Raw genomic sequence first — 12356 nt, 5'->3', positions numbered from 1 at the left:
GGCGATGCCTCCTTCAGACCCGGTCGATGGCGCGTTCGCCGAACAGCCCCGCCGGCCGCACCAGCAGGAACAGCATCGCCAGCACATAGGGGAACCAGTTTTCGATGCCGCCGCCCACCAGCGCGCCGGCGTAGATCTCGGCCAGCTTTTCACCGGCACCGACGATCAACCCACCCACGATGGCCCCGCCGATGGACGAGAAGCCGCCGATGATCAGCACCGGCAGCGCCTTGAGCACCACCAGCGAGAGCGAGAACTGCACCCCCACCCGCGCGCCCCACAGCAGGCCGGTGATCAGCGCCACCAGCCCGGCCACCGCCCACACCGCCACCCAGATGCGCGACAGGCGGATGCCCACCGCCTGGGCGGCCAGGGTGTCGTCGGCCACCGCCCGCAGCGACAGGCCGATGCGCGTCTTGTTGAACAGCACCGACAGCACCAGCACCAGGGTGGCGGCGGTGGCGGCGGCGAACAGGTCGAAGCGCGAGACGAACAGCCCACCCAGCTCCACCGGCACATCCTCGATGCCCAGGTCGAGGCCGTGCACCTGGGCGCCCCACAGGGCCTGGGCGGCGCCTTCGGTGATGTAAGCGAGGCCCAGCGTGGCCATGAACAGGGTGATCGGCGAGCGGTTGGCGAGCGGGCGCAGCACCAGCCGCTCGACCAGCAGCGCCAGCACCAGCATCGACGCCAGCGTGACCGCGAAGGCCAGCCAGAACGGCACGCCCCGCTCCACCAGGCTGACGAAGGTCAGCGCGGCGAACAGCACCATCGCCCCCTGGGCGAAGTTGAAGACGCCCGAGGCCTTGTAGATCAGCACGAAGCCAATCGCCACCAGGGAGTACATCACCCCGGAGAGCAATCCGCCGATCAGCACTTCGAGAAAGAAATCCATGTTGCGTCCTGTGATTGGGTTGTCGCGGGCAATACCGGCCCTGCCCTGCCGGCGGCGGGGCAAGAACGGGGCTGCGGAAACGGTGGGGCGTTAGTGGCGCGTGCCCAGGTAGGCGGCGATCACCTCGGGGCTGGCGCGCACCTCGTCGGGCGGGCCGTCGCCGATCTTGCGGCCGTAGTCGAGCACCACCACGTGGTCCGAGATGCCCATCACCACGCCGATGTCGTGCTCGATGAGCACCACCGTCGTGCCGAACTCCCGGTTGATGTCCACGATGTACTGGCTCATGGCCTTCTTCTCGGCGGCGTTCATGCCTGCCATCGGCTCGTCGAGGAGCAGCAGACGCGGCTCGGCGGCGAGCGCCCGGGCCAGCTCGACGCGCTTCTGCAGGCCGTAGGGCAGCTTGCCGACGATGCTCTGGCGCCACGGCTGGAGCTGCAGGAAGGCGATCACCTCCTCGGCGCGGCGGCGCTGCTCGTCGTCCTCGCGGCCGGCGCGGCCGATGCCCAGCGCCTGCTCCACCCAGCTGCTGCGGCGCTTCAGGTTGCGGCCGGTGAGCACGTTGTCGAGCACCGTCATGCCCTTGAACAGCGCGATGTTCTGGAAGGTGCGGGCGATGCCGCGCTCGGCGGCGTGGTGCGGGCGCATGTGGCGGCGCGCCTCGCCGTCGTAGCGGATGCGCCCCTCCTGGGCGCGGTAGACGCCGTTGATGACGTTGAGCAGCGAGCTCTTGCCGGCGCCGTTGGGGCCGATCAGGGCGCAGATCTCGCCCCGCGCCACCGCGAAGCTGATGTCGGTGATGGCCTTGACGCCCTTTAACGAGAGGGAAATGTGATCCAGTTCGAGCAGCGGATCGGCGAAGCGGGTCATGCGGACTCTTTCTTTCAGGCGGGCTGGACGTGGCCGGACGGCACGGCGAAGCGGCCGGCATCCCGTGCCGGGGCGGCCCCCCCGGCCGGCTCGGCGGCCTGCCAGCGGGCCGGGTCGGCCCAGTTGCGCACCTCGATGCCGAGGCGGGCGAAGAAGCGCGCCGATTCATCGGGCAGCGGTTCGCCGACGATCAGCGGCACGCGGGTGCGGGTAAAGCCGATCACGTCGCGCAGCGGCCGGCGCACCAGCCAGTAGCCCAGCAGGCGCGACACGCCGCGCGCCCGCGGGTCGAGGCCCCGTTCGACGAGACGGCGCTGCCAGCTGCCCGGCGCGGGAAGCAGGTCGCGCACCAGATGTTCGACGCGCTGCCAGGTCTCGCGGGTGCCGGCCACCAGGGTCGGGCCCAGCTCGCGGCGGTCGTTGTCGCGGGTGGCGAGGCTTTCGGGGAAGTTGAGGCGGAAGCCGGCGATCAGCCACGGCGCCAGCAGGTAGCGGGCCTGGCCGCTGGCGGCAAAGGCGCGGGCGGCGAAGGCCTCCTCGCGCTCGCTCAGTTGCTCGCCCTCCACCAGCAGGCGGCCCTCGCGCAGCAGCTCGGCGTGGGTGATGGCCTGCCGCTCCACGGCGCCGTCACCCCCCGCGCGCAGGAACACGAAGGCCACGCCGTCCGGCCGGGCCAGCAGCGCCGGCACCCGCCCGCCCGCCACCGCCAGCGCGCGGCGGGCGACCAGGCCGGGCAAGGGCTGCCCGCCCAGGCCGCGGGCATCGGCGTAGGCCAGCACGGCGGGCGCGAGGCCGGCGCGGCGCACCCGCTCCACCTGGGCCAGCCCTTCGGCGAACACGAAATCGGGGCGCAGGGCGAGGAGCGCCGCATCCGGCACGGCGGGGTCGTCGTGGGGGTCGAGCACCGCCGCAACACCGCCCAGCCACTGGGCCGCCAGCGCCGCGAGCAGCGCCTCCGGCCGCGGGTGGCTGAGCACCACGAGGGTCGAGCCCTGGCGAAAACCCCGCTCCGCGAGGCCGCCCGCCAGCGCCGCCACGTCGGCCAGCACCTCGCGCCAGCTACGCGGCTGCCAGATGCCCAGTTGCTTGTGGCGCAGGGCCACCGCGCCGCCCTGGCTGCGGGCCTGGACTTCGAGCCAGCCGGGCAGCGTGGCCGCGGCCTGGCGGTCGGTTCGGAGCAGGGGTTTCATCGCGGGCTCGCTCCGTCAGGCCGCCGCGTCGGCCAGTTCGCGGGCCGCGGGAGCCCCCTTGCCGGCCTCGAGGGCGCGCACCAGCGGCAGCACCTTCTCGCCGAAGTAGGCGACTTCTTCCTGGAAGTGCAGGAAGCCGGAGAGCACCAGGTCGACGCCCACCGCCTTCAGGGCAACGATGCGTTCGGCGATCTGCTGCGGGGTGCCGATCAGGTTGGTCTTGAAGCCGTCGTTGTACTGCACGAGGTCCTGGAAGGTGGACTTGGCCCAGTTGCCCTCCCCTTCCGGGCTGGCCTTGCCGGCCTGCTTCACCGCGTCGCCGAAGGCATTCACCGCTTCCGGATCGGCCTTGTCGATGATCTCCTGCAGCACCGCCTTCGCCTCTTCCTCGGTGTCGCGGGCGATGATGAAGGCGTTGACGCCGATCTTCACGCGGTGGCCGTTGGCCGCCGCCTTGGCGCGGATGTCGTCCACCTGGGCCTTGATACCCTCGACGGTATTGCCGTTGGTGAAGTACCAGTCCGACACGCGCGAGGCCATGTCTCGGGCCGCGCGGGAGCTGCCGCCCTGGAAGATCTCCGGATGCGGCTGCTGCAGGGGCTTGGGCTTGAGGGTGTAGTCGTGGAAGCGGTAAAAGTCGCCCTTGTAAGTGAAGTTGTCCTGGGTCCAGATGCCCTTGAGCACCTCGATGAACTCCTGGGAGCGGCGGTAGCGTTCGTCGTGCTCCAGCCAGGGCTCGCCGATGCCGTGGAATTCGCCGCGGAACCAGCCTGACACGATATTCACCGCGACGCGGCCGCCGGTGAGCTGGTCGATGGTGGCGATCTGCTTGGCGAGCACTGCCGGATGCCACGGCCCCGGCAGGATCGCAGCGATCACCTTGAGCTTTTCGGTCGCAGCCAGCAGGGCGTGGCTGATCGCCACCGACTCGTGCTGGTATTCGGCGCCGTAACCGGCGGTGAAGCGGATCTGCGACAGGGCGTAGTCGAAGCCGGCCTTCTCGGCAATCTGGGCGAGCTTGCGGTTGTAGTCGATGTCCCAGCTGGTGCGCTGCTCGATCTTGCTGACGACGAGGCCGCCGCTGACGTTGGGCACCCAGTAGGCAAACTTGATGGGGTTCTGGCTCATGGTGTGGTTCCTCGGTGAATGGGCTGAAGCGGGGCGGACTCAGGCGGCCAGACGGGCCGGCCGGGCGGCCTGTTCGGCGCGCGGGCGCAGGAAGGGCCGGGCGCGCTCGGCGGCCAGGTCGATGCGGGCCTGCAGGGCCGGGCTGGTGACGCGGTAGTCCTGGAAGTCGGCCTCGGCGCCATAAACGCCGATGGGCAGGGTGTGGGCCTGGAAGAAGCTGAACAGCGGGCGCAGCTGGTGGTCGATCACCAGCGCGTGGCGGTCGCTGCCGCCGGTGGCGGCGAGGAGCACCGGCACGTCGTTGAGGGCGTTGTGGTCGACGAAGTCGAACAGGTGCTTGAAGAGGCCGGTGAACGAGGCGCGATAGACGGGGCTGGCGACGATCAGGAAATCGGCCGACTCGATGGCGGCGATGTCCTCGCGCACCTCGGCGGGCAGCTGGCTGGGATAGAGCACGCCGGCCAGCTTGGGGCCGACCTCGCCCAGCTCGATCAGGCGGGTTTCGATCTGCCCGTCGTCGCCCAGCGCATCGACGATGGCCTCGACCAGGGTGAGCGTGCGGGACGGGCGTTGCAGACCGCCGGAGACGGCGACGACTTTGATTTTCTTGCTCATGGAGTTCACCTGTGTTGTTTACGATGTGCCCGATGCGGCACCCTGAGCCAGATTTAGCAGCAACCGTGCCAACCCAACAAACCCATAAAAATCAAAGCCTTGATCAAATCGCCCGGCCACCGCTTGCTGCGCTGCAAACAACACTGGGCGGCGCCTGCTGCCGACGCAGCAGCCCGCCCGCGGCGTGAACGCCAGCCGGCCGGCGCGACGACGCGGGTCGCCGGCCGGCCGGGCTGATCGAGGGAGAGAACGGGCGGGCGCGGTGGCGCTCAGCCCGCCTTGCCGCCGAGGTAGAAGCTGCGGATGTCCTCGCGGGCGGCGAGATCGTGGGCGAACCCCTCGTCCGCCACCCGCCCGTTTTCCAGCACGTAGGCGTAGCTGGCGTGGCGCAGGGCCAGGTTGATGTTCTGCTCGGCGAGCAGGAAGCCGATCTTCTCCTCGTCGTTGAGGCGCGACACGATGTCGAAGATCTCCTGCACGATGATCGGCGCCAGCCCCATCGACGGCTCGTCGAGCAGCACCAGCTTGGGCTGGGTCATCAGCGCGCGGCCGATGGCGAGCATCTGCTGCTCGCCGCCGGAGGTGAGGCCGGCCTGCACCTTGCGCTTGGTCTTGAGGCGCGGAAACCAGGCGTAGATCTTCTCCAGGTCGCGCTCCAGCTCGCGCCGCCCCAGCCCGCGCAGGAAGCCGCCGCTCTTCAGGTTGTCCTCGATGCTGAGGTGGGCGAACACGTGGCGGCCTTCGAGCACATGCACGATGCCGCGCCGGGCCAGCCGGTTGGGCGGCACGCCGGCGGTGTCCTGCCCCAGGAAGGCGACGCTGCCGCGGCTGATGCGCGCCCGGTCGGCGTGGATCAGGCCGGAGATGGCCTTGAGGGTGGTGCTCTTGCCGGCGCCGTTGGCGCCCAGCAGGGCCACGATGCTGCCCGGCGGCACGCGCAGGGACACGCCGGCCAGCGCCAGGATGGCGCCGTCGTAGATCACTTCGATGTCGTTCACCGCCAGCAGATCGGCCGGCGCGGTGGCGGGTTGGGCATGGCTGCTCATGGGATGTCTCCGGGTGACGAGGTGGGCGGAACGGCCGGACGCAGCGCGGGGCGGCGCGTCCGGCGCGGATCGGGGCTAGGACGCCTTGGCGCAGTCACGGGGCTTGATGCCCTTCTCCCTGGCGTAGGCGGCGGACTTGGCGTCGATCAGCGGACGCAGCAGGGCGCGGTCGGCCTGCACCCAGTCGGTGGCGAGCTTCCACTGCTTGCCGTCCCACTGCTGCACGCGGGCGGCACCGCCGCCTTCGTGGTCGGCGCACGAGAGCTTGAGGCGCTGCAGGAGCCCCTCGAAGCCAATCGCCTTGAGGCGGGCGTCGTTGATGTCCAGGTGCTCGAAGGCCCAGCGCCCCTCCTCGCCGTTGAGGGGGCGGTTGCCGAACTGCTTCTGGCCGGTGCGCAGCGCCTCGACGGCCATCGCCGCGTTGATGAGGCCGATGTTGTAGTACACGCTGCCGAAGAACTTGGTGTCCTTCAGGTCGCTCTTGCCGGCGTCGATGATGTGCTTCTTCAGGCGCTTGTGGATCTCGAAGCCCGCCCCGCCCGGGAACGGCGCCAGCGCCTGGTAGCCCACCGCCGCGGCGCCCGCCGGCAGCACGTCGGCCTCGGAGCCGGCCCACACGTCGCCGATGATGCGATCGACCGGGAAGCCGAAGCGCGCCGCCGTCTTGATGCCCACCGGCGTCGACACCCCCCAGGTGCGCAGGAACACCCAGTCCGGCTTGGCCTGGCGCACCTGGCGCCACTGGGGCGACTGTTCGTTGCCCGGGTCGGCCACCGGGATCTGGATGTTCTCGAAGCCGTACTTCTTGGCCAGCACTTCCATCGGCGCCTGGGTTTCGCGGCCGTAGGCGGAGTCGTGGTACACGGTGGCGATCTTCTTGCCGCGCAGCTTGTCGAAGCCGCCTTCGCGCTGGGCGATGTAGTTGATGCCCACCGAAGCCTGGCCGTAGTAGTTGAGCAGCAGCGGGAAGGCGTAGGGGAAGACGCTGCCGTCGGTGGATTCGGTGCGCCCGCCGGCCGGGTCGATGAGCGGAATCCTGTCGGCGTGGCCCTTCTCCATCAGCGCATACGAGGCCGGCGTGCTGTGGGTGAAGAAGAAGGCCGTCGGGGCGCCGTTGTGGCCCTTCTTGTAGCGCTCGTAGCACTCGACGATGCGGTCGGTGCTCCACTCGGTCTCGCATTCCTGCCAGACCAGCTTGACGCCATTGACGCCGCCTTCCACCTCGTTGATGTAACGCAGGTAGTCGATCAGGCCGGCCCACCACAGGGTGCCGCTGGAGGCGTAGGGGCCGACCCGGTAGGTGGCGAGGGGAATGAACTGCTCGTTGGGGGCGGCCTGGGCTTCGGCCAGGGCGCCGAGGACGCCGGCGGCCACCAGGCTCGCGGCGACGGCGCGTTTGATGAAGTTACGCATGAAAATCGTCTTTCGGTGTTGTCGTTGGGGAATGTGAAACGGCGTGGGACTCAGCCTTCCTTGCGGCAATCGCGCGGGGCGATGCCCTTGTCCTTCGCGTAGGCGGCCGATTTGGCGTCGATCAGCGGGCGCAGCAGGGTGCGGTCGGCCTGCACCCAGTCGGTGACGAGCTGCCACTGCTTGCCGTCCCACTGCTGCACGCGCACCGCGCCGCCGCCTTCGTGGTCGGAGCACGACAGGGTCAGGCGCTGCATCAGGCCGAGGAAGCCGATCTGCTTGAGGCGGGCGTCGTCGAGCTTGAGGTGCTCCAGCCCCCAGCGCCCCTCGTCGCCGGTGAGCGGACGGTTGCCGAACTTCTTCTGGCCGGCGCGGATCGCCTCGACGGCGATGGCGGCATTCACCAGGCCCGAGTTGTAGTACACGCTGCCGAAGCTCTTCGGGTCCTTCAGGTCGCTCTTGCCCTTGTCGAGGATGTGCGCCTTGATGCGTTTGTGGATGTCGAAGTCGGCCCCGCCCGGGTAGGGCGTGAGCGCCAGGTAGCCCTTGCCGGCGTCGCCGGCGGGCAGCACGTCCTCGTTGGAGCTGGCCCAGATGTCGCCGATGATCCGCTCGACCGGGAAGCCGAAGCGCGCCGCGGTCTTGATCGCCACCGGCGTCGACACGCCCCAGGTGCGCAGGAACACCCAATCCGGCTTGGCCTGGCGCACCTGACGCCACTGGGCCGACTGCTCGTTGCCCGGGTCGGCGACCGGAATCTGGATGTTCTCGAAGCCGTATTTCTCGGCCAGCAGCTTGAGCGGCCCCTGGGTTTCGCGGCCGTAGGCGGAGTCGTGATAGACGGTGGCGATCTTCTTGCCGCGCAGCTTGTCGAGGCCCCCCTCGCGCTGGGCGATGTAGTTGATGACCGCCGAGGCCTCGCTGTAGAAGGTCAGCATCACCGGGAAGTTATGGGGGAACACCGCCCCGTCGGTGGCCTCGGTGCGGCCGTAGCCGAGGGTGATGAGGGGGATCTTGTCGGCTGCGGCCTTGTCCGACAGCGCGTAGGCCGCCGGGGCACCGTTGGGGTGGTAGATCGCCACCGGGGCGCCGCCCAGGCCCTTCTTGAAGCGCTCGTAGCACTCGATGCCCTTCTCGGCCGTCCATTCGGTCTCGCATTCCTGCCACACCAGCTTGACGCCGTTGATCCCGCCTTCCACGTCGTTGATGTAGCGCAGGTAGTCGATCATCCCGGCCCACACCGGGATGCCGCTGGAGGCGTAGGCGCCGACCCGGTAGGTGGCGAGGGGAAAGAACTGTTCATTGGGCGCGGCCTGGGCGACCGGCACGGCGCCGAGGGTGGCCGCCGCGAGCAACACGGCGGCGGTGATGCGTTTGAAGGGTCGGGTCATTTTTCTCTCTTTTCGGATGGGGGATGCAGCCCCGCCTCCCGGCGGGGAAAGTGGAAAATGGAAATGGGAAAGCCGGAAACGGAAAGCGGAATCGGGGCGCGGCTCAGAAGCGCAGCGGCCAGCGCGCGAGGCGTTCGCGCAGGGTCGCGCCCAGGCGCACCAGCCCTTCCGGCTCCTTGATCAGGAAAGCGATGATGAGCACGCCGAAGACGATCTTCTGCAGGTTCTGGATCTGCCCGGCATCCACATTGCCACCGAGCAGCGCCTGCCCGGCCTGGCTCAGGAAGATCGGCAGCAGGCTGATGAAGGCGGCGCCGATGAAGCTGCCGGCGATGCTGCCCATGCCGCCGATGATGATGATGAACAGGATCTGGAACGAGCGATTGATGTCGAAGCTGCCCGCGCTGGCGGTGCCCAGGTAGGCGAACGCCCACAGCGCCCCGGCAATGCCCAGGTAGAACGAACTCACCGCGAAGGCCAGCCGCTTGTAGCGATCCACCGGAATGCCGATCACCGCGGCGGCGGTGTCCATGTCGCGGATCGCCATCCAGTTGCGGCCGATCTGGCTGTGCACCAGATTCACCGCCACCCAGGTGAGCAGCGCGACGGTGGCGAGCACCAGCAGGTAGCGACCCACCGGCGAGCCGAGCTCGTGGCCGAAGAGTTCCAGCCGCGGCGCCGAGATCGTGCCGGACGAGGCGTGGTTGTAGAACCACGGGAACTTGGTGAACACCCACTCCAGGAAGAACTGCGCCGCCAGCGTGGTGACCATCAGGTAAAAACCCTTGATGCGGTTGCTCGGAATGCCGAACACGAAGCCCGTCGCCGCGGCGATCGACCCACCCGCCACCAGGGCCAGGGGCAGCGGCAGTTCCGGCACCCGCAACAGGAAACCGTAGGTGGCGAAGGCCCCCACCGCCATGAAACCGGCGGCCCCCACCGAGGTCTGGCCGGTGTAGCCGGTGAGCAGGTTGAGCCCCAGCCCGGCCAGCGACAGCACCAGGAAGGGAATCAGGATCGCGTTGAGCCAGTAGTCGGAGCCCGCCAGCGGCACCGCCACGAAGGCCACCGCCAGCAGCGCGAAGAGTCCCCAGGGCGGACGCCGGGCGACCAGCTCGACCGGGGCGTGGTCGAAGGGCGTGGGAAGGCTGTGGGAAGAAGCGTTCATCGGGATCACACTCGCTCGATGGCCCGCTCGCCGAACAGGCCGGCGGGACGGATGTAGAGGAAGGCCAAAGCCAGGAAGTAGGCAAACCACGGGGTGATGCCGCCGCCGATGTGGGCGCCGACGTAAACCTCGGCCAGGTTCTCGGCCGCGCCGACGATCAGCCCGCCGACGATGGCGCCGCCGATCGACGTGAAGCCGCCGATGATGAGCACCGGCAGCGCCTTGAGCACCACCAGCGACAGGGAGAACTGCACCCCCTGGCGCGCGCCCCACAGCAGGCCGGCCACCAGCCCGACCACCCCGGCCACCGCCCACACGATCTGCCAGATGCGGTTCAGGTCGATGCCGATGGACAGCGCCGCGCGGGTGTCGTCGGCCACCGCGCGCAGCGACACGCCGATCCGGGTCTTGTTGAAGAGGAGCGCCAGCACGCCCACCAGCACCGCCGCGGTGGCGGCGGCCACCAGGTCGAACTGGCTCACCATCACCTCGCCGAACATCACCGGCACGTCGTCGATGCCGAGGTCGAGCGCCCGCACCTCGGCGCCCATCAGGCCCTGGGCGAGGCCCTCGATGATGAAGCTGAGCCCCAGCGTGGCCATGAACAGGGTGATCTGCGAGCGCGCCACCAGCGGGCGCAGCACCGCCCGCTCGATGATCAGCGCCGCCACGCCCATCGCCAGCACGGTGAGCAGCAGCGCCAGTGCGAAGGGCGCGCCCAGCTCCTGCAGGCTGACGAAGGTGAGCGCCGCGAACAGCAGCATCGCCCCTTGGGCAAAGTTGAACACGCCGCTGGCCTTGTAGATCAGCACGAAGCCGATCGCCACCAGCGAATACATGGTGCCGGCGAGCAGCCCGCCGATCAGGGTTTCGAGAAAGAAGGTCATGGTTGTGGCTTCCTCAATGGACGGTGCCGAGATAGGCGGCGATCACTTCCGGGTCGGCCTGCACCTGGGCGGGCGTGCCGTCGCCCACCTTGCGTCCGTAGTCGAGCACCACCACGTGGCTCGACAGGCCCATCACCACGCCGATGTCGTGCTCGATGAGCACCACGGTCGTGCCCAGATCGCGGTTCACGTCGGCCACGAAGCGGCTCATCTCGCGCTTTTCGTCGGCGTTCATGCCGGCCATCGGCTCGTCGAGGAGCAGCAGGCTGGGCGCGGCAACCAACGCCCGTCCCAGCTCGACGCGCTTCTGCAGGCCGTAGGCCAGGGTGCCCACCGGCACGTCGCGGAAGGCCTGCAGTTCGAGGAACTCCAGCGTGCTCTCGGCCTGCTCGCGGAAGGCCCGCGCCTCGCGCCGCGCCGCCGGCAGCCCGAAGGCCTGGGCGAAGAAGCCACTCGTGGCGTGGCGCGACAGGCCGGTGAGCACGTTGTCGATGACGCTCATCTTCTTGAACAGCGCGTTGTTCTGGAAAGTGCGCCCGATGCCACGCCGGGCGGCCTCCAGCGGATGCACCGCGCGAAAGTGCGCCGACTCGAACACCACCTCGCCCGAATCCGGCCGATAGACGCCGTTCAGCACGTTGAGCAGCGAACTCTTGCCGGCGCCATTGGGGCCGATCAGGGCGCAGATTTCGCCCCGCCGCACCGCGAACGAGAGGTCGGAGATCGCCTTCACGCCCTTGAACGACAGGGAAATGTTGTTCACCTCGAGGATCGGCCCGGGTGCCGCGACGGGATGCACGCTCATGCCGCCTCCCGATAGGCGTGAACCCAGCCCTGCGCGCCGCTCGCCGGCACCGCGTCGGGCGCATCCACCACCACCCGGCGCAGCCGGTGCAGGCCGCTCAGGCGGCGTACCCGGGCGCGCAGCCGGCGCCCCAGCGCGTGCCCGCCCTGGGCCCAGTCCCAGACCCGCCGGGTCAGGCTGCCCGGGGGCGGCAGGCGGCTCTCCAGCTCGTGCTCCAGCCCCGCCAGACGTGCCGACGAAAGCAGCAGCCCGGCCGGCGCCACGTCGCGGCGATCGCGGGTCGCCGACTCGCGGCTCTCCGGAAAGGCCAGCCCCTCGCCCTTGTCGAGCCAGTGCGCCAGCAGCAGGCGCAGCCCGTCCTCCCACTCGGTGCCCTCCTCGCTCCACAGCGGCGGCGCGGCATGGGCCAGACGCCACGCCAGCCGCGCCGGCGCCACCGGCCCGCCGGCGTACAGCCCGGCCAAAGGCAGCACGCGGCCCTGCTCCTCGCGCCGCGCCGCGGCCTGGGACGAGAACAGCACCACCTCGCCCGGCGTGCCCGCCAGCGCGGCCAGCACACGGGTCGCCCCCTCGCGGCTGTGGACGAACACGTGGCTGGGCTGCAGCCGTTCGAGCTGACGCCGCAGGCCCGCGCCTTCCGCATCCCGCGACAGGCCGAAGGCGTGACCGCCGGCCGCCGCGGCCGCCAGGGCCAGCAGCAGCAGGGTCGGCTCGAAGGCGCCGGACAACGCCAGCCGCGAACCGGGGCCGAAGCCGTGCTGGCGCAGCGCGGCGGCGAGATGGTCCACTTCCCGCGCCACGTCGGCCCAGCGCCAGGCCTTCCAGCGCCCGCGGCGCTTGTGGCGCAGGGCGATGTCGGCCGGACGGCTCCGCGCCCAGTCGGCCAGCCGGCCGAGGGCGTGGGGCGGCAGCACGTCCTGGGCTGCCGCGTCGAATTCATGCACTCGCATG

Annotated in this window: 12 protein-coding genes; all 12 read right to left on the bottom strand. The window is 69.9% G+C overall.

The window, feature by feature from the left end:
• Positions 1-13: 13 nt before the first annotated feature.
• A complete protein-coding gene (locus ACE3P2_RS14445; protein ID WP_374265658.1) occupies positions 14-895 on the bottom strand; it encodes a branched-chain amino acid ABC transporter permease in 882 nt (293 codons plus the stop codon).
• Positions 896-985: 90 nt separating this feature from the next.
• Positions 986-1765 (bottom strand): ABC transporter ATP-binding protein, encoded by a 780-nt coding sequence (locus ACE3P2_RS14440; protein ID WP_374265656.1) that lies wholly within the window; start codon positions 1763-1765, stop codon positions 986-988.
• A gap of 14 nt (positions 1766-1779) precedes the next feature.
• Complete coding sequence (locus ACE3P2_RS14435; protein WP_374265655.1) at positions 1780-2955, bottom strand: AMP-binding protein; 1176 nt, start codon at positions 2953-2955, stop codon at positions 1780-1782.
• Positions 2956-2970: 15 nt separating this feature from the next.
• Positions 2971-4083, bottom strand: a complete 1113-nt coding sequence (gene sfnG / locus ACE3P2_RS14430; protein WP_374265653.1) for a dimethylsulfone monooxygenase SfnG — start codon at positions 4081-4083, stop codon at positions 2971-2973.
• Positions 4084-4122: 39 nt separating this feature from the next.
• Positions 4123-4698 (bottom strand): FMN reductase, encoded by a 576-nt coding sequence (gene msuE, locus ACE3P2_RS14425; RefSeq protein ID WP_374265651.1) that lies wholly within the window; start codon positions 4696-4698, stop codon positions 4123-4125.
• Between the two features lie 269 nt (positions 4699-4967).
• Positions 4968-5744 (bottom strand): ABC transporter ATP-binding protein, encoded by a 777-nt coding sequence (locus ACE3P2_RS14420; protein WP_374265649.1) that lies wholly within the window; start codon positions 5742-5744, stop codon positions 4968-4970.
• Between the two features lie 75 nt (positions 5745-5819).
• Positions 5820-7157, bottom strand: coding sequence for an ABC transporter substrate-binding protein (locus ACE3P2_RS14415; protein ID WP_374265647.1), 1338 nt, complete (start codon positions 7155-7157; stop codon positions 5820-5822).
• A gap of 50 nt (positions 7158-7207) precedes the next feature.
• Positions 7208-8545, bottom strand: a complete 1338-nt coding sequence (locus tag ACE3P2_RS14410) for an ABC transporter substrate-binding protein (protein WP_374265645.1) — start codon at positions 8543-8545, stop codon at positions 7208-7210.
• A gap of 103 nt (positions 8546-8648) precedes the next feature.
• Entirely contained in the window at positions 8649-9713 is a 1065-nt protein-coding gene (locus tag ACE3P2_RS14405; protein WP_374265643.1) for a branched-chain amino acid ABC transporter permease, read from the bottom strand.
• A gap of 5 nt (positions 9714-9718) precedes the next feature.
• Positions 9719-10600 carry a branched-chain amino acid ABC transporter permease gene (locus ACE3P2_RS14400; protein ID WP_374265641.1) on the bottom strand — a complete coding sequence of 294 codons (882 nt, stop codon included), beginning with the start codon at positions 10598-10600 and terminating at the stop codon, positions 9719-9721.
• 13 nt (positions 10601-10613) lie between these two features.
• The gene (locus ACE3P2_RS14395; RefSeq protein WP_374265639.1) at positions 10614-11405 is read right to left on the bottom strand and encodes an ABC transporter ATP-binding protein; all 792 of its coding nucleotides are present in this window, start codon (positions 11403-11405) and stop codon (positions 10614-10616) included.
• The gene (locus ACE3P2_RS14390; protein ID WP_374265637.1) at positions 11402-12355 is read right to left on the bottom strand and encodes an AMP-binding protein; all 954 of its coding nucleotides are present in this window, start codon (positions 12353-12355) and stop codon (positions 11402-11404) included. The genes ACE3P2_RS14395 and ACE3P2_RS14390 overlap by 4 nt, the downstream gene beginning before the upstream one ends.
• Position 12356 lies beyond the last annotated feature (1 nt).

Source organism: Zoogloea sp. (assembly GCF_041911615.1).
In the GTDB taxonomy this organism is placed as follows: Bacteria; Pseudomonadota; Gammaproteobacteria; order Burkholderiales; family Rhodocyclaceae; genus Zoogloea.
The sequence above is the reverse complement of the archived record's forward strand: the minus strand, read 5'-3'. Positions and strand labels throughout refer to the sequence as shown.